Here is a 25,205-nt window from a genome sequence, read left to right as displayed (position 1 = left end):
TCAGGTGACCGACCGGCGGTACCTCACCCAGACGTCTCCGGTCTGCACGTAGCCCGTGAGCCGTACGGTGACGCCGTCCGGCGCGAGCGGCGCCGGGGGGCGGTTGTGGACGGCGCCCATCCACCGGCGGACGACCTGCTCGTCACGGACCTGCCAGCCCCGCGGGACCGCGACCACGATGTCGCCGAACCAGGAGGTGATCTCCACGTCGAGATGGACCTCCCGGTGGGGGCAGTCGGCGAGGGTGAAGTCGATCCGCACCGTGCCCCACCTGCCCGCCTTCGCGCTGATGTGCCGGGGCACCGCCCAGCGGCCCACCTGCGCGACCTTGCCGCTGCCCGTGTGGAGCTGGAGCTCGGCGGGCCCCGGTAAGCCGGCGACCGGGGCCGCGGTGAGGACCGCGGGCAGTGATCCGTCCCTCGGCAGATCGGCCACGACCTCGTCGAGCTCGCCGAGTGTGCGCGCCCCATAGGTCCGGTCGATCCGCTCGTTCAGCTCCTCCAGCGTGATCCGTCCCTCGCTCACCGCCACGCGCAGCGTCTCCGCCACCCGTTCGCGGTCCTGGTCGCTGGCTCGCACGTCCCGATGATCGGTCATGGCGTCCACCCTAGAAGGCTACGAAGGGCCCGCCCACCGCAGAACCCCTATCCTGCCGGGCTTCCCGCGCACAGGAGAGGGCTGGGGTGAGGGGCGGGGCGGCCAGGGGTTGAGGGGTGCCCGCGGCGCATGACAGCTTCGGCCTCGGACGACAGGACCCGGGGTGAGGAGCCTGCCATCATCGACGTTCACGACTGGCTCCAGGAGGTCGCCGGGCACACCTCCATGGACGTGGCGCGGCTGCCTCTGGAGGAGCTGCCCGGCTGGCACACGGACCCGGCGACGGGCAACCTGCGGCACGACAGCGGCGGCTTCTTCACCGTCGAGGGGCTCGACGTCCGCCGTCCCGGCGAACCGGTGCCGGCCTGGACCCAGCCCATCATCAACCAGCCCGAGACCGGCATCCTGGGCATCCTGCTCAAGCGGGTGGACGGGGTGCCGTACGTGCTGATGCAGGCCAAGAACGAGCCCGGCAATCCCGACGGCCCCCAGGTGTCGCCCACGGTGCAGGCCACGCGGAGCAACTACACGCGGGTCCACCAGGGGCGGGCCGTACCGTACCTGGACCTCTTCAGCGAGCCGCGCGGCCGGGTGCTGGCCGACACGCGCCAGTCGGAGCAGGGCGCGTGGTTCTACCGCAAGCGCAACCGCAACATGGTGGTCGAGGTGGCGGAGCACGTGCGGGCGGCCGAGGGGTTCCGGTGGCTGCCACTCGCGCGGGTGTACGGGCTGCTGGCGGTGCCGGACCGGGTCAACATGGACGCGCGCACCGTGCTGTCCTGCCTGCCGCCCCAGCCGGGCGCGGAGCCCGCCGGCGGCTTCGCGGCGGCGGTGGCCCGCTCCCGCGACGCCTCGCGCGGGGCCCGCCACGAGCTGGGCGAGATCCTCAGCTGGCTCAGCGGGGTCCGCTCCACGGCCGACGTCCGCGCCGCGCTGATGCCCCTCCACCGGGTGCGCGGCTGGCGCCGGTCGGGCGGGCGCATCTCGCACGAGTCGGGCCGCTTCTTCGACGTGATCGGGGTGCGGGTGGAGGCGCGTGGCCGGGAGGTGGCCGGTTGGTCGCAGCCGATGCTCGCGCCGGTCGGCACGGGCCTGGTGGCGTTCCTCGTCCGCCGGATCGGCGGGGTCGTCCACGCGCTGATGCGCGCACGGGTCGACCCCGGCTACACCGACGTGGTGGAGCTGGCGCCGACCGTGCAGTGCACGCCGGGCAACTACGACCACCTGCCGCCGGCGGCCCGCCCGCCGCTCGTCGACCTCGTGCTGGACGCCCTGGCGGGCGCGGCGCCGGGCCGGGTGCGGTTCGACACCGTCCTGTCGGAGGAGGGCGGCCGGTTCTTCCACGCCCGCAACCGCTACGTCGTGGTCGAGACGGACGAGGACCCGCTGCCGGGCCACCCGGGGTTCCGCTGGCTCGCGCTGCACCAGATCGACGAGCTGCTGCGGCACAGCTACTACCTCAACGTGGAGGCCCGCAGCCTGACGGCCTGCCTGCACGCCCTGGCCCGCGGCCCCGCGTCCCCGGCATGGGACGAGCCCCGGGTGCCGCTGATCAGCGGAGGAGTTCGATGACCTTGCCGAAGTCGTCCATGGCGGGCTCCATCACGGTGAAGTAGGTGAAGCCGAACGTCTTCTCGTGCCGGCGCACCTGCTCGGCGATGTCCTCGGGCGTGCCGGCGAACAGCGTGGGCACCTCGAGGAGCTGCTCGGTGGTCAGGTCGGGGGCGTAGCGCCGCAGGCTCTCCACGCCGGCCCGGCGGTCGCGGGTGAGCACGGTGGCCTTGGACAGCACGTTCAGCTCCAGGTCGGCGGCGCGCGGCCCGGCCTCCCGCCGGGCGAAGGCCACCCGCCGGGTCAGCTCGCGCGCGTCCACGAGGGCCGTCCTGCCGTACTCGGGGCGGAACGGGGCGCCGGTGAAGCTGACGATCCCGGCGCGCCGCGCGGCCAGGCGCAGCACGCGGTCGCCGTGGCCGCCGACCATGAGCGGCGGCATCCGGCCGTCCAGGAGCTTGTCCAGCTCGCCGGCCAGCCGTTCCAGGGCCCGTACGCGGTGGTCCGCGCCGAACGGCAGGCCGGCCGCCTCGAACTCCTCCCGCACGTACCCGGTGCCGAGCCCCAGCTCCAGCCGGCCGCCGATGAGCAGGTCCACGGTGGCCACCTCCCGGGCGAGCAGCGCGGGCCGGTGGAAGGAGGCGTTGAGCACGTACGTGCCGATGACGGGCCGCTCGGTGACCTCGGCGGCGAGCAGGGCGGTCGGGAACGGCGCCATCAGGTTGAGGTGGTCGGGCACGGCAATGACGTCGTAGCCGAGGGCCTCGGCGCGGCGACAGGTGGCCGTCCACTGGGCGCGCGTGCCGCCCTCGCTGATGAGCACCACCCCGAACCTCATGCCCGCGCCCCCGCCCGGTGGCCCCCCGCGGCGGCGGTCCGGGGCGTCCCGGCCACGGCGATGGCGGTGAGCAGCAGGCCCCGCCCGGCGGTCCAGCGCCCGGTGAAGCCGGTCAGCCGCTCCCCCTGCCAGCGCGGCCCCGAGACCATGAGGTGCGCGGTGAACGTGCCGCGCAGCGGGTCCACGGTGACGGCGGCGTCCTGGAAGTCCAGCCATCGCCCGGCGAGGGGGAACCACGCCTTGTAGACGGCCTCCTTGGTGCTGAACAGCAGGCGGTCCCAGGACGTGCCCGGGTGCCGCTCGCCGAGCCGGCGGATCATGTCGCGCTCCTTGGGCACGGAGACGGCCTCCAGCACGCCGGGGGGCAGCGGGGCGTCCGGCTCGGCGTCGATGCCGATGAGCGCGGGGTAGGGGCCGACGGCCGCGGCGCGGTAGCCGGCGCAGTGGGTGATGCTGCCGGTGGTGCCGTGCGGCCAGCAGGGCTCGCCGTACGGGCCGCTGAGAACCGGCACCGGCCGCACGCCGAGCCGCTCCATGGCCTTGCGGGCGCAGTGGCGGGCCGTGGTGAACTCGCGGCGGCGCTTGTCGGCGGCACGGCGTACCAGCTCGGCCTCCTCGGGGAAGAGGGCCGCCTCCGGCGGGTCGTTGAAGGCCTCGAATGCCTTGACGGTCGCGGGCAGGATCTTCTCGATCACACGACCTCCTGACGACCGTCAGCACGGAACACCCGCACAGTAGCCAATGAGGCTAATAACCCAAAAGGCCAACAAAACTCTTTATGGGTCGATGCGGCCTTTTAAGGGGTTCAATAGGGGTCGTGGACGTTGCGCATGCCGGAGCTTCCCCTACTATTGGGTAACACCTGAAGCTCGCTAATCGACACCGCGCCTGGTCTCTCGCGCAAGACCTGCATTCGTTCCCGATTTTCCGGTCCCCGATCGGAGCCGGTGGCCGGGAAAGGCGCACGGAGGGATTTCGGTGCGTTACACGAGGTTGGGCCGGACGGGGCCGGTCGTCTCTTCGATCGGGCTGGGCTCGCTCGCCCTGGCCGGCGCCTACGGCCAGGCGCACGAGGGCGAGGCCGACCGGCTGGTCCGCAGGGCGCTCGACGCGGGGGTGACCCTGCTCGACACCTCCGCCTTCTACGCGGAGGGCCGGGTCGAGCGACTGATCGGGCGGGCCCTGGCCGGCCGTACGGACGAGGTGGTGGTGAGCACCCGCGGCGGCGTGCGCGCCCTGGGGCCGGACGGCCGGGTCCGCCACGACGACGACCCGGACGCGCTCGAACGCGACTGCGACGCCTCGCTCGAACGGCTCGGCGCCGACTGCATCGACCTGTACTACCTGCACTGCCGCGACGGCCGCGCGCCGGTCGAGGAGAGCATGGGGCGCCTGGCCGACCTGGTGCGGGCCGGGAAGATCCGCTACATCGGGCTGACCAACGGCACGCTGCGGCAGCTCCGCGAGGCCCACGCCGTCCACCCGGTGACCGCCCTGGGCGTCGAGTACTCGGTGTGGGGCCGCTACGCCGACCCCGACCTGATCGCCGAGGCACGCGAGCTGGGCATCGCGCTGGTGGCCGCGCGCCCGCTCGGGCGGGGCTTCCTCACCGGCCGGGTCCGGGTGGACGCCCGCTTCGAGCCGGGCGACTGGCGCCACGACGATCCCCGCTTCGGGCCCGAGCAGAGCCGCCACTGCGCCGGGCTCCAGGCGCTGGAGGCCGTTGCCGCCCAGCTCGACCTGAGCGCCGGGCGGCTCGCGCTGGCCTGGCTGCTCGCGCAGGGCGAGCACACGGTGCCGGTGCCGAGCACGCGCAGCCAGGTCCACCTGGAGATGAACCTCGCCGCCTCGGCGGTCGAGCTGCCGTCCGAGGTCCGCGACAAGCTGGCCGGCGTCTTTCCCCTCGACGACTGGAATCAGTCGCCGTCGCCCCTGGTCTGAGGCAGGATGAGCGAGCCGGCGAGCGCCTTGTTGACCGCGTCGATGCGCGAGACCGCGTTCAGTTTCAGGAAGATGTTGCGCATGTGCCGCTTCACCGTGGCCTCGGCCAGGCCCAGGCGGCGGGCGATCTGGCCGTTGCTGAGCGCCTGCGCGGCGAGCTGGAGCACCTCCACCTCCTTGTCCGACAGCACCCCGCCGGTCGGCGCCTCCACGTGGGCCAGGCTGCTGCGCGAGACCGCGAGCACCAGCCTCGACTGGTCCTCGTACACGCTGCGCACGGCCGCGATCAGCTCGTCCCGGTGGACGCTCTTGTGCAGGTAGCCCCGGATGCCGGCCGCGAGCAGCCGCGTGAGGAGCTGCGGCCCGTCGTACATGCTGAGGATGATGATCCGGGTCTCGGGCGACAGCTTCCGGATCCGGGCCACCGTCTCGGTGACCTCGTCCCCGGGGATCTCCACGTCGAGCAGCACCACGTCGGGCTCGGTGTCCTCGACCAGGGCGATCGCCGAGCCGGAGTCGCCGGCCTCGCCCACGACGTCCATGCCGCCGAAGGACTCGAGGATCTCGCGCAGGCCCTCCCTGAACAGCGTGTGGTCGTCCACCAAGGCGACGGAGATGGGGTTAGGCGTCGTCCGGTCCACCGGCCTGTCCTCTGAGTGGGATGTACAGCTCGACGAGGCATCCGCCGCCGGGCTCGCTGGAGACCGTCACCGTACCGCCGAGCAGCTCCGCGCGCTCGCGCATGGAGGTGAGGCCCACGCCGCCGCGCTCGCGCGCGTTCGCCGGGTCGAAGCCCCGCCCGTTGTCGCGGGCCCGCGCGACGAGCTCGTGCGGGGCGATGTCCACCTTGAGCAGGATCAGTGTCGGGTCGCCGTGGGTGAGCGCGTTGCGCACGGCCTCGCGCAGGATGAGGAACGCCTCGTCGAGCACGTGCGGGCCCACCCACGACTCGTCGCCGTTGACGTCGAACGCGATGGAGACCGAGTCGTCGCCGACCGCCTCCAGGAAGTCCAGCAGCGACTTCTCCAGGTTCTTCACCGGGGTCTGCGGGTGCAGCTGGGAGGTCATCTGGCGCAGGTTGTCCATGGTCTCCTGGATGGCCTGCTGCACCACCACGATCTTGGCGGAGGCGCGGGCGGGGTCGGTCGCCCGGTACGCCTCCGACAGGGCGAGCTGCTGGTGGGCGACGCTCGTGCCGTGGCCGATGCGGTCGTGCAGCTCGCGGGCGATCCGGCGGCGCTCGTCCTCCTGGGCCTCGTGCACCTGGTTGAGCAGGAACCCGTGGTAGCTGTCGGCGGCCTCGCGGATGCGGCGCGACAGGCTCGCCTCAAGACCGGTGGCGGCCAGCAGGAATCTCTCGGGTGACGCACCACATTCGGCGAAGATATGTCGCGCCAGGTGCGAAAGCGCTATCCTGAAGAAAAGTGAGCCCGCCTCAAGTGACGTTTTGGGATGGACGCCGCCGGCTGCCCGGGCATTCCCGACCTCCCAGGCGTGTAATTTGGAAAGACTACTTATCTGTATCTTTCCTGCGCGCAGCGTGGCGGCGACGTCGTCCAAGACGTAACGGGCGGTGGACAGGGCCTGACCGCGCGCGACGGAATCGGCGAAGGGCGCGTTTCCGCCGCCCCTGAGTGCGCTTTCGAATTCCGTCAGGACTTCTTCGCGACATGCTTCGACGAATCTCGCCGGATCCTCCGCCGCCCCGTGTGCCGCGTCCAAGGTCCACCCTCCGCCATGGGGAGTGCACGAGTGACCCTAGCATCGCGCAGCGGGCACACTAATGCAACACTTATGGCCATATATTAGTCAGAAGAGGGGTAATGTGTAGTAGATGCTGCGTTAGCATGAATGCCCGGTAAGGGCGGCGACGCGCGCCACGACCGGCACTACCTGTACGCTTTCCCGGAGCAAGTGTTCCGGCGTCAGTCCCCCCATCGGTTCCGGCCCTCCTTCCGGCCAGCATCACAGCCACGACCCCGGCCGCCATGACCGCGAGCACCGCCGTCAGAGGCACCCGCAACAACACCACCGCGAGCCCGAACGCGACCAGCACCCCGAGCGCCGCGGCCACCATCACCTGACGCGAGCGCCGCTCCCCGAGGAGCACCCCGAGCGTACGCCGCCCCGCCGCCGTGTCACCCGGAATGTCCGACAGATCCTTGGCCGGCACGCCCACGAGCACCATCCAGCAGGTGGCCGCCGCCGCGAACACGACCAGCGACGGCGAAAGCGGCACCACGTGGACCACCACCGCCGAGCCCGCCACCAACTCATCCGTGGCCGAGCCCGCCACCAACTGTCCCGTGGCCGAGCCCGCCACCACGGTTCCCGCCAGGTACGACAGCAGCCCCGACAGACACAGCACCGCCACCGTGCCGCCACAGCTGTCCTTCAGCGGCAGCGGCGGCCCCGAGTACAGGAAGCCCAGCACCAGGTTGGCCGCGATGATCCACGTCATGGCGTGCGGCAGACCCGCCGTCACCGCGAGCGACGCCGCCCCCGCCACCGCGGCCACCACGCCCGCGGCCCGCGGGGCGAGCTCCCCGCGCGCGATCGGCCGGCCGGACCCGTTGATCCGGTCCTCGGCCACGTCCGTGACACCGTTGAACAGGTAGACGGCGAAGATCGACAGGACCCACGCGAGCCCGCCCTGCAGGATCTTCAGCGGGTCGGGGGCCGGGACGGCGGGCAGCACGAGCGCCACCCCCGCGAGATAGCGCAGCGCCGACACGGCGAGCACCCCGGGACGGGCCTCGGCGACGCACAGCAGCGGCATGCGGACGCCGGCGAGAAAGAGAAGGGAACGAGGGGCCGGAGATGTCCAAGAAGCGGCCATAGCCCGGATTGTGACCTCGGGAGCGGGGCCCGGTTAAGGGAGTAACCCGAAAGGTGTAGCGGGGGATACGCCTTTCGATACCCGGTCGTACTCCCCCTGGATATCCGCCCCTGAACTCGTGGTTCACCGTCTTGCCGGGCCCCGGCGACCCCTATACCTTCAGGGCCATCGCACGAGATTATGACCGGCCCGATCCACATCGTTCACCGTCTGGTAATCCAGAATTCGCACTCTAGCCTCGTGGCCGGCGAAAGCGGAAGACCCGCTGCCCCCGCCGCGATTCACCGTTGTGATCCTCCTGACGAGCCATGTCCGCGGAGCCGTGTTCCTGGAAAGGAAATCCGACGATGCAGGGTGCCGAACGCTATACCGGATTCACTCCCCTCGACCTCACCGACCGCGCCTGGCCGAGCCGGCGCATCACCTCGGCGCCGCGCTGGCTGTCCACCGACCTGCGTGACGGCAACCAGTCGCTGGCCCGGCCGATGAGCCCCGAGCGCAAGCTCATGATGTTCGACCTGCTCGTGGCCATGGGGTACAAGGAGATCGAGGTCGGGTTCCCCGTGGCCAGCCAGGACGACCACGACTTCGTCCGCCTGCTCATCGAGCAGGACCGCATCCCGGACGACGTGCGGATCACCGTGCTCACCCAGGCCCGCGAGGAGCTGATCCGGGCCACCCTCGACTGCCTCAGGGGCGCGCCCCGCGCCATGATCCACATCTACAACGCGACGTCGCCGCTGTTCCGCCGGGTGGTCTTCGACCTCGACCGGGCCGGCTGCAAGGACCTCGCGGTACGGGCCACGCGGGTCATGATGGAGCACGCCGAGCGGACGCTGCGCGACTGCGACCTCGGCTACCAGTACTCCCCCGAACTGTTCAACGAGACCGAGCTGGACTTCTCGCTGGAGGTCTGCGAGGCCGTCATGGACGTCTGGCAGCCCGGTCCGGGCCGCGGCATCATCCTCAACTTCCCGACCACGGTCGAGCGCTCCCTGCCGAACGTCTTCGCCGACCAGATCGAGTGGCTCAACCGGCACCTGTCGCGCCGGGAGCACGTGTGCCTGTCGATCCACCCGCACAACGACCGCGGCACCGGCGTCGCCTCCGCCGAGCTGGCCCTGCTGGCCGGCGCCGAGCGGATCGAGGGCTGCCTGTTCGGCAACGGCGAGCGGGCGGGCAACGTCTGCCTGGTCACGCTCGGCATGAACATGTACTCCCACGGCGTCGACCCGGGCATCGACTTCTCCGACATCAACGCCGTCCGGCGCACCGTCGAGCTGTGCAACCAGCTCCCCGTCCACCCGCGCCACCCCTACGGCGGCGACCTCGTCTACACCGCCTTCTCCGGGTCGCACCAGGACGCCATCAACAAGGGCTTCGAGGACCTCGAACGCCGCGCCGCCGATCAGGGCGTCACCGCCGCCGACCTGCCCTGGCGCATGCCGTACCTGCCGGTGGACCCGGCCGACGTGGGCCGCACCTACGAGGCCGTCGTGCGGATCAACAGCCAGTCCGGCAAGGGCGGCGTGGCGTACGTGATGAGCGCCTGGCACGGCCTGAACCTGCCCCGCGGCCTGCAGGCCGACCTGGCAAGGCGCGTCCAGGCGCGGGCCGACGCGGAGGGCGGCGAGCTGTCGCCGAGCCGGATCGGCGCGCTGTTCGAGGAGGAGTACCTGCACCGCGGCGACCCGGCCGAGCCGCTGCCGGCCGGCGGCGCGCCCGTGACCGCGACGCTGTACGTCGACGGCGGGTTCGAGGTCAGCGGGGCGCGCGCGGACGCGGTCCGCACGATCGGGGCGGTGCTCGCGCCGTGGGGCATCGACGTCCGCGCGGTCCACCGCACCGCGCCGGCACTGGACGAGCACCGGATGACGCCCGACCGGCCGGCACTGGGCGGCCGCCGCCCGGAGGCGGTCGTGATCTACGCCGAGTGCGCGGCGGGCTCCGCCGTGGCCTGGGGCGCGGGCATCGGCCGCGACGTGCCCGCCGCCGCGTACGCCGCGGTCCGCGCCGCGGGCGCCCGCCTGCTCGCCGCCGCGCCAGGCCACGCCTTCGAGGACAGCGATCTCCCGGCCCGTGGCCTCGAACCCGCGCAGCCGCACCCCACCGCCGGCCACCCGGGCCGCACCGCCAGGCGGCGACCGCTGGAACCCGCCGGCCACTGACCGCGTGCTCCAGCGCCGGCCACTGACCGGCAGCTTCCGACGCCGGTCACCGACCGGCAGCTTCCGACGCCGGTCACCGACCGGCCGCGAGCCACCCACCACCGACGACACCCGAGGAGGGCCATCATGGCCGTGGACGACGAGCGGCGGGCGATGTCCCTGCTGCACGGGCTCCTGGAGGAGGCGGTGGCCGGCCGCGGCCGGATCGCCCTGGTCACGGGCGCCATCGCCACCGGCAAGAGCCGCCTGCTGTACGGCTTCGCCGACGAGGCGTTCGAGCACGGCGCGCTCCCGCTGAGCGCCATGGGCTCGCGCGCCGAGCGCGACCTGCCCCTGGGGGTGCTGTCGCAGCTCCTCCACAACGCGCCGATGACCGAGGAGCACCGGGCCACCACGCTGAGCCTGCTGCACGAGGGCGCGCGCACGCACCTCGCCAGCGACCCGCGCGCCGACGTGATCGAGCACGTGGACGTCCAGATCGTGGACGCCCTCTGCACGGTGCTGCTGGAGCTGGCGGAGCGTTGCCCGCTGGTCGTCGCGGTGGACGACATGCACCTCGCCGACCGCGCCTCCCAGCTCTGCCTGGCGTACCTGGCGCGCCGGGTGAAGTACGCGCGGATCATGCTGGTGTTCGGCACGCCCGGCCATCAGGCCCGCCTGCCGAGCCTCCTGCACACCGAGGTGCTGCGCCAGCCGCACTGCCGGCAGGTGCGGCTCGGCCACCTCACGGAGCAGGGGGTCGCCGAGCGGGTGGCGGGGCTGGCGGGCGAGGAGGCGGCGGCCCGGTACGCGGCGCGCTGCCACGAGGTGAGCGGGGGCAACCGGCTCCTCGTGGACGCGGCGCTGGAGGACCTCCAGGAGAGCGGCGCCCCGGGCGACAGGTACGGCGAGGCCGTGGTCGCCTGTTTGCACCGCGCCGGGCCGGAGGCGCTGCTCATGGCCCGCGCGCTGGCCGTCGCGGGAACCACGGGCGGGGCGGCCCGCCTGCTCCGCCGTACCGACACGGACGCCGGCGAACAGGACCGGCTGTACGCGGGCGGGCGGGACCGGCTCAACGGGGGCGAGCCGGACCGCGACCCGCGACCGGCTGATCGGGGTCGGGGCGAGCGCTCCTACGGAGAGGCGGACGCGGCCCGGGCCGAGCAGGCGCTGGCCGGGGCCGGGCTGCTCGACGGCGGCCGGTTCCGGCACGAGGCGGCGAGGAGCGCGGTGCTGGCCGGGCTGGACGGCGCCGAGCGCGCCCGCCTGAACCGCCGGGCCGCCGAGCTGGCCTACCACGACGGCGCCCCCGTGGCGGTCGTGGCCGAGCACCTCCTCCAGGCCGGCCACGCCGTTCAGCCGTGGGCGCTGCCCGTGCTGGAGGAGGCCGCCGAGCAGGCGCTGCGCGACGGCGACGTGGAGCCCGCCATCGAGTACCTCAAGCTGGCCTGGCAGGCGTGCGCCGACGAGCGGCGCCGCGCCCGGATCACCACCACGCTGGTACGCGCCAAGTGGCGCATCAACCCGAGCACCCCCGCCGGTCACCTGGCCGAGCTGGCCACCGCCCTGCGCAACGGCAACCTGGGCGGCGGCGACGCCGTGGTGCTGGCCAAGGCGCTGCTGTGGCACGGGCACGACGCCGACGCCAAGGACGTCCTCGCCCGCCTCGCGGAGCTCGGGGAGCCGGACCGCGAGACGGTGGCCGAGCTGGCCGCGGCGCGCGCCTGGTTCCGCAGCAGCTACCCGTCGTTCCTGCCGCACCTGCCCGTGCTCAGCGAGGAGCAGGCCAGCGGCGCGGCGCACTCGCTCAGCGTCGGCCGCCGCCTGGAGTCGGCGGGGGCGCTGGCCCGCGCGCTCGCCGGCGAGTGCCCCGAGGAGCCGGCGGCCACCGCCGAGCGGGTGCTGCGCGGCTGCCGCCTGGACGAGATGTCCATGGACACGGTCGAGAGCGCGCTGCTCACCCTCACCTACACGGGCCGCGCCGACCGGGCCGCGCCGTGGTGCGACGCGTTCATCGCCGAGGCCGCCTCCCGCCACGCCCCCAGCCGGCAGGCGCGGCTGTCGGCGATCCGCGCGGAGATCGACCTGCGGCGGGGCGACCTCGCGGGCGCCGTGGACGACGCGCGCCGCGCCCTTGAGATCATCCCGCCGGGGAGCTGGGGCGTGGCCGTCGGCGGGCCGCTCGGCAGCCTGCTGCTGGCGGGCGCGGCCATGGGCCGCTTCGAGGAGTTCCTGCCGCAGGCCGACCGGCCGGTGCCGGAGGCGATGCTGGAGACGCGGTTCGGCCTGCACTACCTGTACGGCAGGGGCCGCTTCCACCTGATGGCCGGCCAGCCCCGGCAGGCGCTGCGCGACCTGCGGCTGTGCGGCGAGCTGATGAGGGCGTGGGCGCTGGACGCGCCAGGGTTCATCGCGTGGCGGCTGGACGTCGCCGAGACGCTGATCCAGTTGGCGGAGCCGGAGGAGGCGCGCCAGCTCGTCGAGGACCAGCTCGCCCGCTGCGACCGCCGCTCCACCCGGGTCCACGGGGCCGGGCTGCGGCTGCTGGCCGCCACCGGCGAGCCGCGCCACCGGGTCATGGTGCTGCGCCAGTCGGCCGAGCTGCTCCAGTCGAGCGGCGACCGGTACGAGCTGGCCAGGACGCTCGGCGACCTCACGGAGGCGTACCGGGCGATGGGCGAGTTGCGGCGCGCGTGGATGGTGGGGCGGCGGGCGCGCGCCCTGGCCGACGAGTGCCACATCACGGTCCTCGACCCGGACCTCACGCCCGGCGAGGACGGCGACGGGGGCGAGGCCGAGCCGGCCGGGCTGCGGCCCGTGCTGAGCGACGCCGAGCGGCGCGTCGCGGCGCTGGCGGCCGACGGCTACTCCAACCGGGAGATCTCCGGCAAGCTGTTCATCACGGTCAGCACGGTGGAGCAGCACCTGACGAGGATCTACCGCAAGCTCAACGTCACCCGCCGGACCGAGCTGCCGGCCGACCTGATGAGCCGCCAGGCGTGACCCGCCGCACTGACGAGGCGCCGCTCGCGCGCCGAGGCCCCGCCGGATGATGCACCCGGCGGGGCCTCGGCACACGCGTCACTCGGCGATGGCCGTGTGCATGACCCACTGGAAGACCAGCGCGTCGCCGCCGTCGACCGTGGTGCTCTCGCCGCGGTGCCGGAAGTGCTCGTAGCCGGCGCCGTGCGGCAGCTTCACCGTGTCGGTGCCGGCGCTGACCCGCTGCACGCGCCGGTCCACCGGCAGGTGTTCGGGCCCGCCGACGAGGACGGCGGTGATGTCTTGGGAAACGGTGTGGGACATGGTGCCTCCTGGTGGACGGCAGGGTTCACAAGGGGATGTTGGAGTGGCGCCCCCGGGCCCGCGGCGCGCGGGCCAGCGCCTCGGCGAGCCGCAGGCGCGTGGTCTCCGGCGCGATGACCTCGTCGACCACGCCCAGCGCCATCGCCCGCTCCACGCCGCCCGCGATCCGGCGGTGCTCCTCGGTGAGGACGGCGCGCAGCCCCTCGCGCTCGTGCTCCGGCGCCGCGGCCAGCCGCTTACGGTGCAGGACGCCGACGGCCGACTCGGCGCCCATGACCGCCACCTCGGCGTCCGGCCAGGCGAAGACGGCGGTGGCGCCGAGCGAGCGGGAGTTCATCGCGATGTAGGCGCCCCCGTACGCCTTGCGGGTGATCAGCGTGACGCGGGGCACGACGGACTCGGCGAAGGCGTGCAGCAGCTTGGCGCCGCGCCGTACGACGCCGCCCCATTCCTGGTCGACGCCCGGCAGGTAGCCGGGGACGTCCACCAGCACGACGAGCGGCACGCCGTGGGAGTCGCACATGCGCACGAACCGGGCGCTCTTCTCGGCCGACAGCGAGTCGAGGCAGCCGCCCTTGCGGATGGGGTTGTTGGCCAGCACGCCGACGGTCCGCCCGGCGAGCCGGCCGAGCCCGGTCAGGACGTTGGCCGCCCAGCGCGGCTGGAGCTCCTCGAAGACGGGCCCGCCGGCGTCGCGGTCGAGCAGGGCGTGGACGAGGGGACGCACGTCGTACGCGCGGCGCGGCGACTCGGGCAGCAGCGCCCGCGGATCGGGCACGGGCGTGGCCGGGGCGGTCAGGTCGAACGTGCCCGGCCGGCTGAAGAACCCGGCCAGGCGGCGCGCCCGCGCGTACGCCTCGTCCTCGTCCTCGACCGTGACGTGCGCGACGCCGGATCTGGGGCCGTGGGTGTCGGGGCCGCCGAGCCCGGCCATGTCGATCTGCTCGCCGGTGACGCTGCGCACGATGTCCGGCCCGGTGACGAAGATCCGGGCGTCCCTCGCCATGATGACGACGTCGGTGAGGGCGGGCCCGTAGGCGGCGGCCCCGGCCGCGGGGCCGAGCACGACGGAGATCTGCGGCACCGCGCCCGAGGCCAGGGTCATGGCGGCGAACATCCGGCCCACGCCGTCCATCGACTCGACGCCGTCGGCGAGCCGGGCGCCGCCCGAGTGCCACAGGCCGATCACGGGACAGCCGTGCAGGACGGCCGTGTCGATGGCCTCGACGATCCGCCGCGCCCCCGCCGAGCCGAGCGAGCCGCCCATCAGCCGGGCGTCCGTGCAGAACGCCACGGCCGGCAGCCCGTCGATCAGCCCGTGCACGGCCTGGACGCCGCTGCCGTCGTCGTCGTGGAGCGGCACGGCCGAGCCGGGGTCGAGCAGCCGTCCCAGTCGCGCCTCGGGCGCCCGGGCGTCGAGCAGGGAGTCCGGGGAGTCGCTGATCGGGACCGGGGGCGAGACAGTCATCGCGGGTTCTCCTCCGGCTGGTGTGCGACATGGGGATCTCCTGCGAATGTGCCAACGGTCCCGGGGGCGCGCCAACCCCTATTCGGTCTCCTGGCGGGCCCGCGCCACTGGCAGGCTCTGGCCGTCGTTTCTGCTCGTTGACCCCCTCCGATGGTCGGCGTTTCGATGTGGCAAACCGCTTTTTGGAGGCCCGCATGTCCCCGTGGTCCTTATCCGTATCCACTGTCTCCGTCCTGCTCGCCGCCTTGGCGCTGCCGCCCGGCGCCCCGCCGCGCGCTCCCGCCGACGACGGCGACACGGGCAGCGTGATCAACCCGGCGGGGCTGGTCAACGTGTTCCACGGCACGAAGGAGGCGGCGCTCGATTTCGGTCATGGCGGAGGCGGCGGCATGACGTTCCCCGGCGCCGTCCTGCCGTTCGGCATGATGCAGTGGAGCCCCGACACGGTGGAGAGCGCCGGAGGCGGCTACCGGTACGAGGACAACCGGCTGCGCGGCTTCTCGTTGACCCACATCTCCGGGCCCGGTTGCAACGGCGCGCAGGACTTCCCCGTCATGCCCTTCTCCGGGAAGATCGGCCGCTCCCCCGCCACGCACGGCATGGACTACGTCCAGACGTACAAGCACGAGAACGAGAAGGCCACGCCCGGCTTCTACAGCAGCACGCTCGACACCGGCATCTCCACGGAGATCTCGGTCAGCGCGCGTGCCGGCCTCGCCCGCTTCACCTTCCCGCAGGGCAAGCCCGCCACGCTGCTGCTCAACACGAGCGGCTCCATCAACGGCGTGGACGACGGCGAGACCCGCGTCGGCCGGAACACGGTCGAGGGCTGGATCAAGACCGGCGGCTTCTGCGGCCCGCCCCTGCGCTACAAGGTGTACTTCCACGCCACCTTCGACCAGCCGTTCACCGGGTACGGCACGTGGAAGAACGACGAGGTGCGGCCGGGCACGCAGACCACGGACGACGCCTCGAGGGCCCGCGCCCGGGCCGACCTGGTCACCGGCGAGGACGTCACCGTCGACGGGCCCGGCTCCGGGGCGTACCTGGAGTTCGACCCCGCCAAACCGGTGCAGATGCGCGTCGGCCTGTCGTACGTGAGCATCGACGGCGCGCGGAACAACCTCGGCAAGGAGATCGGCGTCAAGACCCTCGACCAGGTCCGCCAGGAGGCCACGGCCGTCTGGGACAGGCGGCTCGGCCAGGTGCGGATCGCCGGCGGCACCGCTGACCAGCGCAGCACGTTCTACAGCAACCTGTACCACGCGCTGCTCCAGCCGTACGTCTTCGAGGACGCGGACGGGACATACACCGGCTTCGACGGCAAGCCGAGGACCGTGCGGCCCGGGCACCACCAGTACGCGACGTTCTCCGGCTGGGACATCTACCGCTCCGAGGCGCAGCTCCTCGCGCTGCTCGCGCCCGACGTGGGCGCCGACATCGCGCAGTCCATGTACGACAACGCCCAGGCGATCGGCAACGTCTGGGACCGCTGGTCGCACCAGACGGCCGTCACCGGCGTCATGGTCGGCGACCCGTACCACAGCATCCTGTCCACCATGTACGCCTTCGGCGCGCGCGACTTCGACGCGGGCCCGGCGCTGAAGGCGATGGCCGAGGCCGCCCGCCGCGTCGGCGCGAAGGACATCGGCCACCCCGAGGCGCAGTACGACGAGCGGCCCGGCAACGCCGACTACATGGCCAAGGGCTACGTGCCGTCCGACCCGTCGTCCACCCTGGAGTACGCCGTCGCCGACTTCGGCATCGCGCAGCTCGCCGGCCGGCTCGGCGACCAGACGACGGCCACGGAGTTCATGAAGCGCGCCCAGTCGTGGCAGAACCTCTACAACCCGGGCAACGGGTGGATCCAGCCGCGCATGGGCGAGGGATCGTTCACCGCGCCCTTCGACCCGGCCGCGCCGGACGTCTACATGGAGGGCAACGGCGCCCAGTACCACTGGATGGTGCCGCACAACCCGCAGGGCCTGTTCGCCGCGATGGGCGGCCTGGGCAAGGTCGTCCCCCGGCTCGACGAGTACTTCAAGACGCTGAACGCGGGCCCGCGCGAGCCGTACGCCTACCTGGGCAACGAGGTCGCCCTGCAGTCGCCGTGGCTGTACGCGTGGGCGGGCCAGCCGTACAAGACGCAGGACGTGGTGCGCCGGGTGCAGCAGGAGCTGTTCAAGTCCGGCCCCGACGGGCTCGTCGGCAACGACGACCTCGGCACCATGGGCGCGTGGTACGTCTGGTCGGCCATGGGCCTGTTCCCGGCCATCCCCGGCCGGGCCGAGCTGCTGGTCAGCACGCCGCTGTTCGACAAGGTCACGGTCTCCCGGCCGGCCGGCGACATCGTGGTCAGCGCCCCCAACGCGGCGGCCAACCGCTACATCCAGACGCTGCGCGTGAACGGCGTCGCGACGAGCAGGGCGTGGCTGCCCGAGTCGTTCGCGACGCAGGGCGGGCGGCTCGACTTCACGCTCGGCGCGTGGCCCAACCCCTCGTTCGGCGCCGACCCGCGCAACGCGCCCCCGTCGTTCGGTCAGGGCTCCAAGCCGTACCTCGCCGGGCTCACCCCCGGCGCGGCGCCGGTCGAGCCCGGCGGCGCGGTGGACGCGGAGCTGTCGGTCCAGTCGCTCGGCGCGGCGGCCACGGTGACCTGGCAGGCCAAGCCGCCCGCCGGGATCACGGTGTCACCGGCGAGCGGGACGCTCAGCGTGCCGGCCGGTGGCCGCGCGGCGGTGAAGGTGCGGATCTCCGTGGCCGCCGGCGCGGGGCTTGACCTGGTGACCGTGCCCGTCAGCGTGGCCGACGCGGCGGGGAGCAGCGTGGGCGACCTGACTGCCGGCACGCGGCTCAACGTGGCAAGACGCGGCACGATCGCCTGGTACCACAACAACGCCGGCATCGGCGACGTGGCCGGGCCCGACGAGGCCAACATCGACGGGCCGGGCTTCAGCTACCCGGCGCACTCGCTGGCCGACGCCGGTCTCAAGCCGGGCGCCACGGTGGCCTGGAAGGGCTTCACCTTCACCTGGCCGGACCGCAAGCCCGGCCAGGTGGACAACCTGCGGCCCGGCACCCGGCCCATCGAGATGGCCGCGCCCGCCGGGGCCACCAAGCTGGCCTTCCTCGGCGCCGGGGTCAACGGCTGGCCCGAGACGGAGGTGACGATCACCTACACCGACGGCTCGACCGGTACCGGGAAGCTCGGGTTCAGCGAGTGGATCCTGGACTTCGGCGGGGCGCAGCCCGCGTTCGGCAACGAGGTCGTGGCCAGCGCGCCGTTCCGGCTGTTCTGGGGGTCGTGGGCGCTGCAGCCGATCGGCACGCATGTGTTCGCGGCGCAGCCGATCGCGCTGGACCCGGCCAAGACGGTCAAGAGCGTGACGTTCTCCACGCCCGAGGACGGGGAGGTGCACCTGTTCGCCTGGGCGTTCGCCTAGCCACCTGTCGTCAGGAGCCCGCCCACACCGGGCGGGCTCCTCTGACGTTCAGCAGCATCGAGTAGAGGGACGTCGTCGCCGTCACGAACAGCCGGTTGCGCTTGGGACCGCCGAAGACGAGGTTGGAGGTCTCCTCCGGCAGGATCATCCGGCCGAGGAGCGCGCCGTCGGGGTGGTAGCAGTGGATCGCCCTGCCGACGGACGCCCACACGCGGCCCTCCTCGTCGAGCCGCAGCCCGTCGAAGCCGCCCCTGCCGGTGTGCTCGGCGAACAGCTTGCCGCCCGACAGGCCGCCCTCGTCGCCGACGTCGAAGACGCGCACGTGGTTGCGCTCGGTGTCGGCGATGTAGAGGCGGCTCTCGTCCAGGGAGAACGCCAGCCCGTTCGGCCGGGCGAAGTCGTCGGCGACGACGCGGGTCGCGCCGGTGACCGGGTCGATCCGGTAGACGTGGCAGCCGTCGATCTCCGGGTCGGCGCGGTGCCCCTCGTAGTCGCTGAGGATCCCGTACGGCGGGTCGGTGAACCAGACGGACCCGTCGGAGCGCACCACCACGTCGTTGGGGCTGTTGAGCCGTTTCCCGTTCCACCGGTCGGCGAGCACCGTGACGCGGCCGTCGTGCTCGGTCCTGGTGACGCGGCGGGCGCCGTGCTCGCAGGAGACCAGCCGGCCCTCGCGGTCGAGCGTGTTGCCGTTGGTGTAGCCGGCCGGCTCACGGAACGGGCCGACGGCGCCGGTCAGCTCGTCCCAGCGCAGCATGCGGTCGTTCGGGATGTCGCTCCAGACGAGGAAGCGGCCGGCGGGGAAGTAGACGGGGCCCTCGGCCCAGCGGGTGCCCCGGTGGAGGCGTTCGAGCCACCGGTCGCCGCCGATGGCCGCGACCCGGGGATCCAGCGCCTCGAGTTCGAGTGGTACGAGATCCATGCCTGGAACCTCCTCAGCGTGGATCATTCCTACCCGTCCTTCCGGGCCGTATGAACCCCTTCCGGCCTGCGTACGTACCCCTGTCCGGCGTGCGGACCCCCGACGGACGCCCTGACCGAAGTTCCGACATTTCGTCACTTGATCATTGATCTCCTGTGATAGTTGGATCTCCGTGCTTGCATCGCCCGAAAGGACGAATAGATGCGGTTGTTAACCCGCGTGCTGGCGATCACCGCCTCGGCCGCGACGGTGGCCACGGCCGCCGCCGCCATGCCCGCCTCTGCGGCGGCCGAGCTCGTGGTCAACGGCACCTTCGCCGGCGGCACCACGCCGTGGTGGAACTCGGCCAACACCTCGATGGCCGTCACCGGCGGCAGACTCCAGGTCAAGGTGACCGGCGGCACCGCCAACGCCTGGGACGCCATGATCGGCCAGAACGCCATCAGCCTGACCAAGGGCAAGGCCTACACGCTCTCCTTCGACGCCTCCGCCACGGCCCCGGTCAGCGCCGTCACCACCGTGCAGCTCGCCGCCTCGCCGTACACGCGGACGCTCACCAAGACCTTCTCGCTCGGCACCACGAGCAAGCGTTTCAGCTTCCCCTTCACCTCCACCCTCGCCACGACCGGCGGGCAGGTGTCCTTCCAGCTCGGCGCCAACGCCGGGTTCACGTTCTCCGTGGACAACGTCTCCCTCACCGAGGCGTCCTCCTCCACCCCCACCCCCAAGCCCACGACCACGGCGACCAGCACCCCCAAGCCGACGCCCACGTCGACGGCGACCAGCACCCCGAAGCCCGGCTCCGGCCCGCTCGCCCAGACCGACGGCTTCTACGTGGACCCCGACTCCAACCCGGCCACCTGGGTGCGCAACAACTCCGGCGACTCCCGCGCCGCCCGCATCAAGTCCGCCATCGCGTCCAAGCCGATGGCCCGCTGGTTCGGCAACTGGAACAGCGACATCGGCTCGGCCGTGTCCTCCTACGTGGCCGCCGCCGACAAGGCCGGCAAGCTGCCCGTCCTCGTGGCCTACAACATCCCCGGGCGTGACGCCTGCGGCGGCCACTCCGGCGGCGGCGCCGGGAGCGAGGCCGCGTACAAGACGTGGATCTCCGCGTTCGCCTCGGCCGTCGGCAGCCGCCCCGCGGTCGTCGTCATCGAGCCCGACAGCCTCGGCGACTTCAACTGCATGAGCGACGCGGCCATCCAGGAGCGCAACCGCATGCTCACGTACGCCACCCAGCAGTTCCGCGACAAGGCCACCAACACGTGGGCCTACCTCGACGGCGGCAACTCCGGCTGGGTCGCTGCGGGCACCATGGCCACGCGCCTGGCCAACGCGGGCGTCCGCAACATCCGCGGCTTCTCGGTGAACGTCTCGAACTACTACACCACCAGCGAGTCGGCGACCTACGCCAATGCCGTCAACTCCGCGCTCGGCGGCACCGCCAAGTTCGTCATCGACACCAGCCGCAACGGCAACGGCTCCAACAAGGAGTGGTGCAACCCGGCCGGCCGCAAGCTCGGCGTCACCGCCCAGGTGGGCGGGGCGGCCGAGATGCTGCTGTGGGTGAAGGTGCCCGGGGACTCGGACGGCAACTGCGGCATCGCGCCCGACGTCCCGGCCGGCCAGTTCAGCCCGGCCATCGCCGTCCGCCTCATCGACGGCACCTGACCCTCTCCTCCCCTCACGACCAGCGGCGCCCGCCCTTCGGGGCGGGCGCCTCCGGAATGGCTCAGGTGGCCCGGCCTGGACGCCCCCACCTCCGGCGCAGCCACCCGATCGTCGCCGCGCGGGACCGCTCACGGCGTCCCTGGAGGTGCGGGGCGTGCGCGGGCCCCGGCAGCGCGGCCGTGTGCGTCCAGTAACCGGCCAGCGCCACCAGGAACGCGTCCACCGCGTCAGGCGGCGCGCCCCTCCCCAGCGGATGCGCCAGGAACGTCTCCTCCAGATCCACGCCGTCCGCCCGCGACAGGAGCAGCAGGCACATCAGGTCCACCCAGCCCGGCCCCAGGCACGCCCGGCCCCAGTCGACGAAACGGGCCGTGCCGCCGGGCGCGACGAGCACGTTGTCGTGGCGCAGGTCGAAGTGGAGCAGCGTGTCACCGGTCACCAGACCGGCCCACCGCCCCTCGACGCCGGCCAGCCGGTCCAGGCTCCCGCGCTCCCACGCCCCGAGCCCAGCAGCCGTCAGCGGCGCGTGAACGCCGCCTTCCGCCAGCGCCCGCCACGTCTCGCACCGTCCGGCCATCCGCCCGGCGACCGTGGGCACCCCGGCGACGGGCAGGGCCCGCGCGACGACCGCCTCCTCCCGGTAACCGTCCCCGTCCTCGCCGGGCACGGCCTTGACGAACACCCGCCCGCCCCCGTCGCCGATCTCGGCCACGCCCAGCACGCCGTACGAGAAGCCACCCGGCCGGTCGCCGAACCCCCGCACCTCTCCCCCGAGCCGCCGGGCCACCTCGCGCCGCAGCCCGGCGGGCAGTTCCTCCCACCTCCGCCGTGCCGTCGTCCCCATGCCCCCACGGAACCAGACCCCGCCCACCACCCGCCATCGCGTTTCCGCCCACCGGATGCGGGTGCCGCCGGGTCCGGAGACATCGGCCCTCACCCGGGCCGGACATGGACCTTCTCCCGGGCCGGATATCGGCTCGACCGCCGGCCGGCGGATGTGTCACGGCGAGGACCATGTCCGCCCCTCTCCCCCTCCCCCGCACCCTCGACGATGCCGTCGCCGCCGAGCAGGCGGGCCGTCCCCTGCGCTACCTCTACTTCTGGGGCCATCGCCCGGCCCGGGACGGCGGCGCCGGTCCCGGCTGCCTGTCGCAGTGGTGGCCGGCCGCCTTCACCTCCGGCGGGCACACGTTCGCCTCGGCCGAGCACTACATGATGGCCCACAAGGCGTGGCTGTTCGGCGACGAGGAGGTGGCCTCGGCGATCCTCGCCGCGAGCCATCCGGGCGAGGCGAAGAAGCTCGGCCGCACCGTGCGTCACTTCGACGAGGAGAAGTGGAACGCCCACCGCTTCGACATCGTGGTCCGGGGCAACCTCGCCAAGTTCGGGCAGCATGACGACCTGGGGCGCTTCCTGGCGGGCACGGCCGGTCGCGTCCTGGTGGAGGCGGCCCCGAACGACCGCGTGTGGGGCATCGGCCTGGCGGCCGGCGACGGGCGCGCCGCGTCCCCGTCGACGTGGCAGGGCACGAACCTGCTCGGCTTCGCCCTGATGACCGTACGCGACACCCTCGCCGCCGGCACCTGACGGAGGCGCCGTCCGTCCGGCGTTCCCGGGCGCGGCGTGTTCTGGCCTCACGGCGCGTTCAGCCCTCGCGGCGTGTTCAGGCCGTCGTGTCCGGCGCAGCCGGCGAGGCGAGCAGGGCGGAGGCCCGGGCGGCGACCGACTCGCCGGCGACCTCCAGCGGCTCGGTGCTGCGCAGCGCCCTGCTGAGCACGAACGCGCCCTCCAGCGCCGACAGCAACGCGATCGTCAGCTCGCGCGCCTCCCGCTCGCCGATCCCCGTCTTCGTGAACGCGGCCGTGCCGAGCGTGATCCACCCGGTGAAGACGTCGGCGGTGGCATGGCGCAGCGGCTCGTTCGTGCTCGCCACCTCCAGCGCGAGGGTGGCGATCGGGCAGGCGTCGGCGTAGTCCGTCTCCACCAGCGTGCGCCCCGCGCCCGCGAAGAAGTCGCGGACGCCCGTGACGGGGTCGGGCGCGCCGTCCATGGCGGCCGTGAACAGCCGGCCGTACGCGGCTCCGGAGGTGCGCACCACCTCCGCCCCGAGCTGCTCCTTGCCGCCGGGGAAGAAGTGGTAGACCGAGCCGAACGGCGCGTCGGCCTCGGCCACGATCTGCTTCAGTCCGGTGCCGGTGTAGCCCTGCCGCCGGAACAGCTCGGCGCCGGCGCTCATGATGCGTTCCTTGGTGGACGGTCTCCCCGTCGCGGGCCCCGCGTTCATGGTCGCTACTCTATCGCTAGATCGATCTATCAAGAACGATCATCAGCGACGGGCGGAGGCGGGCATGCCGGAGATCGAGCTGAGCGCGGGAGTGGTCGAGTACGCGGACACCGGCGGCGACCTGCCCGTCATCGTCTTCCTGCACGGGCTGACCATCGACTCCACGGTGTGGCGCAAGGTCGTCCCCGAGCTGGCGGGCGAGTACCGGTGCGTGCTGCCCACTCTGCCGCTGGGCAGCCACCGGCGGCCGATGCGGCCCGGCGCCGACCTGTCGCTGCGCGGCCTCGCGCTGCTCGTGGGCGAGTTCCTGGAACGGCTCGGCCTGCGCGAGGTCACCCTCGTCCTCAACGACTGGGGCGGCGCGCAGGTGCTCGTCTCCGAGGGCCGGGCCGAGCGGGTGGGCCGTCTGGTGCTCACGGCGTGCGAGGCGTTCGACAACTACCCGCCGGGGCTGCCGGGCCGGACCATCGCCGCCGCCGCGCGGATCCCCGGCGGCCTCTGGCTGACCATGAAGGCGCTGCGCCTGCGGGCGATGCGCCGCGCCCCGGGCGGCTGGGGATGGATGAGCAAGCGGCCGGTCCCGGACGAGGTCATGGACGGCTGGTTCCGGCCGGCCGCGACGGACCCGGCGATCCGCCGCGACCTGGCCGCCTACATCCGGTCCACGCCGGGCAAGGAGGTGCTGCTCGGCTGGGCGGAGCGGATGCGGGGGTTCGACCGGCCGGTGCTGGTGGTCTGGGCGGCGGAGGACCGGCTGATGCCGCGCGAGCACGGCCGCAGGCTGGCCGGGCTGTTCCCGGACGCGCGGCTGGTCGAGATCGCCGACAGCTACACGCTCATCCCGGAGGACCGCCCGGAGGCGCTGGTGAAGGCCCTCCGCGACTTCCTGTCCGAATGAGTCAGGGCGTCAGGGCGTGACGGGTGCGCGGAGGGCGGACAGGGCCGCGTCGAGGTCGCCGGTCAGCGGGCGGTCGGGGCCGGGACCGTTCAGGGCGCGGGTCGCGGCGACCCGCTCGCAGGCCAGGACGATCTCGTACGGCTCCACGCACCGCAGCGCCTGGCGGGCCGCCTGGGTGGCGAACCCCGCGTGGTCCTCCGTGCCCAGGGAGATCACCGCCGTGCCGGTCGTCACCGGGTTCGCCAGGTGGCGCAGCTCGGCCAGGGCGTCCTGGGCGACGTACTCCAGGATCATCGCGCCCGACGCCCCGGGACGGTCGGCCAGGAACGGCAGCCCGCCCGTGTACGCCGGGTCCATCAGCGTGGCCAGCCGGGCCGTGCCGAGCTGCGCCGTCTGGACCAGGGCGGCGCGCAGCGCGTCGAGCGCCAGGGCGACGGGCGCCGAGTGGAAGTTGCCGTTGTGCCAGGCGAGGGCGCCGGAGACCAGGGGGTTCTCGGTGGCGGCGTTCAGGTCGGTCTCGACGGCGCGCTCGGCCCTGCCCAGGGCGTCCAGCGCGGCCCCGTGGACCGGGGCGAAGGCGCGGTAGCCGTACGGGTCCTGGACGCGTGCGGGCGGCCCGGGCGCGTGCAGCGCGCGCAGGCGCTCGGCGACGGCGGCCTGCCCCGGGTGCGGGCGGGCCTCCTGGACGGCCGCCGCCAGCGGCTCCGCCGAGGCGCCGGCCGCCGCGAACGACAGGGCGGCGACGCCGACCGCCGCGTCGAGCAGCTCACGCAGGCGATGGCAGGCGAGGGCGGCGTCGGCCAGGGTGGCGGCCCCGGAGCTGATGAACGGCAACGCGTCCTCGGGCGCCAGCGCGAACACCGGCGCGGGACCGACACGGGCGGCGTCCGCGTCCGCCACGGCACCGCCCTCCGCCTCCCGGGTGGCCGCCCCGGCCTCGGGCTGCTCGGGGCCGCGCCAGGGCAGCTCGCCGAGCAGGCACAGCGCCGTCGTGGCCAGGGCCGTCAGGTCGCCGGTGCCGATGGCCCCGTACGTGCGCACCGGCGGCGTGAACCCGGCGTTGACCGCGTGCGCCAGCACCGGCAGCACCGCCGGGTCCACCCCCGACCCGCCCGCCAGGAGCTGGTTGAGCCGGACCGCCAGCATGGCCCTGGCCCGCTCGGGCGGGACGAGCGGCCCGGCCCCGCACGCGTGGCTGCGCAGCAGGTCGTCCATCGAGAGCCACCAGGCGACGGTCAAGAAGATCCGCGACGCGTTCGGCCGGCACCCCCGGCCCGACCTGTCCACCGCGTACGTC

The 25,205-nt window shown here is 73.3% G+C and carries 20 protein-coding genes; 8 read left to right on the top strand and 12 right to left on the bottom strand.

Annotated elements, in window-relative coordinates; all coding sequences use genetic code 11:
- Positions 1-597 (bottom strand): DUF1707 domain-containing protein, encoded by a 597-nt coding sequence (locus AB0H81_RS24690; protein WP_358378869.1) that lies wholly within the window; start codon positions 595-597, stop codon positions 1-3.
- 129 nt (positions 598-726) lie between these two features.
- On the opposite strand from AB0H81_RS24690, the gene AB0H81_RS24685 reads away from it, so the two are divergent.
- A complete protein-coding gene (locus AB0H81_RS24685; RefSeq protein WP_358378866.1) occupies positions 727-2,169 on the top strand; it encodes an NDP-hexose 2,3-dehydratase family protein in 1,443 nt (480 codons plus the stop codon).
- Here AB0H81_RS24685 and AB0H81_RS24680 read toward each other — a convergent pair.
- Positions 2,150-2,986 (bottom strand): TIGR03621 family F420-dependent LLM class oxidoreductase, encoded by an 837-nt coding sequence (locus tag AB0H81_RS24680; RefSeq protein ID WP_358378863.1) that lies wholly within the window; start codon positions 2,984-2,986, stop codon positions 2,150-2,152. The genes AB0H81_RS24685 and AB0H81_RS24680 overlap by 20 nt on opposite strands.
- Positions 2,983-3,681: a 4'-phosphopantetheinyl transferase superfamily protein gene (locus tag AB0H81_RS24675; protein ID WP_358378860.1), complete on the bottom strand. Its 699-nt coding sequence runs from the start codon at positions 3,679-3,681 to the stop codon at positions 2,983-2,985. The genes AB0H81_RS24680 and AB0H81_RS24675 overlap by 4 nt, the downstream gene beginning before the upstream one ends.
- A gap of 283 nt (positions 3,682-3,964) precedes the next feature.
- On the opposite strand from AB0H81_RS24675, the gene AB0H81_RS24670 reads away from it, so the two are divergent.
- Positions 3,965-4,927 carry an aldo/keto reductase gene (locus AB0H81_RS24670; RefSeq protein ID WP_358378857.1) on the top strand — a complete coding sequence of 321 codons (963 nt, stop codon included), beginning with the start codon at positions 3,965-3,967 and terminating at the stop codon, positions 4,925-4,927.
- On the opposite strand, the gene AB0H81_RS24665 is transcribed toward AB0H81_RS24670, so the two are convergent.
- The 3 genes from AB0H81_RS24665 to AB0H81_RS24655 form a co-directional block, all read right to left on the bottom strand.
- A complete protein-coding gene (locus AB0H81_RS24665; RefSeq protein ID WP_358378854.1) occupies positions 4,903-5,568 on the bottom strand; it encodes a response regulator transcription factor in 666 nt (221 codons plus the stop codon). The genes AB0H81_RS24670 and AB0H81_RS24665 overlap by 25 nt on opposite strands.
- Positions 5,549-6,190, bottom strand: coding sequence for a sensor histidine kinase (locus AB0H81_RS24660; protein ID WP_358378852.1), 642 nt, complete (start codon positions 6,188-6,190; stop codon positions 5,549-5,551). Before AB0H81_RS24660 ends, AB0H81_RS24665 begins: the two co-directional genes overlap by 20 nt.
- 529 nt (positions 6,191-6,719) lie before the next feature.
- Entirely contained in the window at positions 6,720-7,706 is a 987-nt protein-coding gene (locus AB0H81_RS24655) for a UbiA family prenyltransferase (RefSeq protein WP_358378849.1), read from the bottom strand.
- Positions 7,707-8,113: 407 nt separating this feature from the next.
- Here AB0H81_RS24655 and AB0H81_RS24650 point away from each other — a divergent pair, with 407 nt between their 5' ends.
- Positions 8,114-9,934, top strand: coding sequence for a 2-isopropylmalate synthase (locus AB0H81_RS24650; RefSeq protein WP_358378846.1), 1,821 nt, complete (start codon positions 8,114-8,116; stop codon positions 9,932-9,934).
- Between the two features lie 126 nt (positions 9,935-10,060).
- Positions 10,061-12,916 (top strand): AAA family ATPase, encoded by a 2,856-nt coding sequence (locus tag AB0H81_RS24645; RefSeq protein ID WP_358378843.1) that lies wholly within the window; start codon positions 10,061-10,063, stop codon positions 12,914-12,916.
- Between the two features lie 78 nt (positions 12,917-12,994).
- On the opposite strand, the gene AB0H81_RS24640 is transcribed toward AB0H81_RS24645, so the two are convergent.
- Together AB0H81_RS24640 and AB0H81_RS24635 are read right to left on the bottom strand one after the other, a co-directional pair.
- Positions 12,995-13,219, bottom strand: coding sequence for a DUF5988 family protein (locus AB0H81_RS24640; RefSeq protein WP_358378840.1), 225 nt, complete (start codon positions 13,217-13,219; stop codon positions 12,995-12,997).
- A gap of 25 nt (positions 13,220-13,244) precedes the next feature.
- Positions 13,245-14,687 (bottom strand): carboxyl transferase domain-containing protein, encoded by a 1,443-nt coding sequence (locus AB0H81_RS24635; protein WP_358378837.1) that lies wholly within the window; start codon positions 14,685-14,687, stop codon positions 13,245-13,247.
- Positions 14,688-14,881: 194 nt separating this feature from the next.
- Here AB0H81_RS24635 and AB0H81_RS24630 point away from each other — a divergent pair, with 194 nt between their 5' ends.
- On the top strand, positions 14,882-18,130 hold the full coding sequence (locus tag AB0H81_RS24630; RefSeq protein ID WP_358378834.1) for a GH92 family glycosyl hydrolase: 3,249 nt from the start codon (positions 14,882-14,884) through the stop codon (positions 18,128-18,130).
- Between the two features lie 10 nt (positions 18,131-18,140).
- Here the strand turns inward: AB0H81_RS24630 and AB0H81_RS24625 are convergent, their stop codons facing one another.
- Positions 18,141-19,052 carry an SMP-30/gluconolactonase/LRE family protein gene (locus AB0H81_RS24625; RefSeq protein ID WP_358378832.1) on the bottom strand — a complete coding sequence of 304 codons (912 nt, stop codon included), beginning with the start codon at positions 19,050-19,052 and terminating at the stop codon, positions 18,141-18,143.
- Positions 19,053-19,253: 201 nt separating this feature from the next.
- Between AB0H81_RS24625 and AB0H81_RS24620 the strand changes: the two genes are divergently transcribed.
- Positions 19,254-20,726, top strand: a complete 1,473-nt coding sequence (locus AB0H81_RS24620) for a glycoside hydrolase family 6 protein (RefSeq protein ID WP_358378829.1) — start codon at positions 19,254-19,256, stop codon at positions 20,724-20,726.
- 61 nt (positions 20,727-20,787) lie between these two features.
- On the opposite strand, the gene AB0H81_RS24615 is transcribed toward AB0H81_RS24620, so the two are convergent.
- The gene (locus AB0H81_RS24615) at positions 20,788-21,570 is read right to left on the bottom strand and encodes a phosphotransferase (protein WP_358378826.1); all 783 of its coding nucleotides are present in this window, start codon (positions 21,568-21,570) and stop codon (positions 20,788-20,790) included.
- A 170-nt stretch (positions 21,571-21,740) separates the two neighbouring features.
- Between AB0H81_RS24615 and AB0H81_RS24610 the strand changes: the two genes are divergently transcribed.
- Entirely contained in the window at positions 21,741-22,313 is a 573-nt protein-coding gene (locus AB0H81_RS24610; RefSeq protein WP_358378823.1) for an NADAR family protein, read from the top strand.
- 76 nt (positions 22,314-22,389) lie between these two features.
- Here AB0H81_RS24610 and AB0H81_RS24605 read toward each other — a convergent pair whose 3' ends face one another.
- A complete protein-coding gene (locus AB0H81_RS24605; RefSeq protein WP_358378820.1) occupies positions 22,390-23,010 on the bottom strand; it encodes a TetR/AcrR family transcriptional regulator in 621 nt (206 codons plus the stop codon).
- 64 nt (positions 23,011-23,074) lie between these two features.
- Here AB0H81_RS24605 and AB0H81_RS24600 point away from each other — a divergent pair, with 64 nt between their 5' ends.
- A complete protein-coding gene (locus tag AB0H81_RS24600) occupies positions 23,075-23,908 on the top strand; it encodes an alpha/beta hydrolase (protein WP_358378817.1) in 834 nt (277 codons plus the stop codon).
- 9 nt (positions 23,909-23,917) lie between these two features.
- Here AB0H81_RS24600 and AB0H81_RS24595 read toward each other — a convergent pair.
- The coding region (locus AB0H81_RS24595; RefSeq protein WP_358378814.1) for an aromatic amino acid ammonia-lyase at positions 23,918-25,205 on the bottom strand (1,288 nt) is incomplete at its 5' end.

Origin of the sequence: Nonomuraea sp. NPDC050691 (genome assembly GCF_040654455.1) — a bacterium.
Lineage (GTDB): Bacteria > Actinomycetota > Actinomycetes > Streptosporangiales > Streptosporangiaceae > Nonomuraea.
This window is presented reverse-complemented; position numbering and strand designations above follow the sequence as displayed.

Bases quoted from the DNA above. Each gene is read 5' to 3' on its own strand.
- AB0H81_RS24690 (WP_358378869.1), bottom strand. From the start codon at position 597: ATGACCGATCATCGGGACGTGCGAGCCAGCGACCAGGACCGCGAACGG.
- AB0H81_RS24685 (WP_358378866.1), top strand. From the start codon at position 727: ATGACAGCTTCGGCCTCGGACGACAGGACCCGGGGTGAGGAGCCTGCC.
- AB0H81_RS24680 (WP_358378863.1), bottom strand. From the start codon at position 2,986: ATGAGGTTCGGGGTGGTGCTCATCAGCGAGGGCGGCACGCGCGCCCAG.
- AB0H81_RS24655 (WP_358378849.1), bottom strand. From the start codon at position 7,706: ATGCCGCTGCTGTGCGTCGCCGAGGCCCGTCCCGGGGTGCTCGCCGTG.
- AB0H81_RS24650 (WP_358378846.1), top strand. From the start codon at position 8,114: ATGCAGGGTGCCGAACGCTATACCGGATTCACTCCCCTCGACCTCACC.
- AB0H81_RS24645 (WP_358378843.1), top strand. From the start codon at position 10,061: ATGGCCGTGGACGACGAGCGGCGGGCGATGTCCCTGCTGCACGGGCTC.
- AB0H81_RS24640 (WP_358378840.1), bottom strand. From the start codon at position 13,219: ATGTCCCACACCGTTTCCCAAGACATCACCGCCGTCCTCGTCGGCGGG.
- AB0H81_RS24635 (WP_358378837.1), bottom strand. From the start codon at position 14,687: ATGACTGTCTCGCCCCCGGTCCCGATCAGCGACTCCCCGGACTCCCTG.
- AB0H81_RS24630 (WP_358378834.1), top strand. From the start codon at position 14,882: ATGTCCCCGTGGTCCTTATCCGTATCCACTGTCTCCGTCCTGCTCGCC.
- AB0H81_RS24625 (WP_358378832.1), bottom strand. From the start codon at position 19,052: ATGGATCTCGTACCACTCGAACTCGAGGCGCTGGATCCCCGGGTCGCG.
- AB0H81_RS24620 (WP_358378829.1), top strand. From the start codon at position 19,254: ATGCGGTTGTTAACCCGCGTGCTGGCGATCACCGCCTCGGCCGCGACG.
- AB0H81_RS24615 (WP_358378826.1), bottom strand. From the start codon at position 21,570: ATGGGGACGACGGCACGGCGGAGGTGGGAGGAACTGCCCGCCGGGCTG.
- AB0H81_RS24610 (WP_358378823.1), top strand. From the start codon at position 21,741: ATGTCCGCCCCTCTCCCCCTCCCCCGCACCCTCGACGATGCCGTCGCC.
- AB0H81_RS24605 (WP_358378820.1), bottom strand. From the start codon at position 23,010: ATGAACGCGGGGCCCGCGACGGGGAGACCGTCCACCAAGGAACGCATC.
- AB0H81_RS24600 (WP_358378817.1), top strand. From the start codon at position 23,075: ATGCCGGAGATCGAGCTGAGCGCGGGAGTGGTCGAGTACGCGGACACC.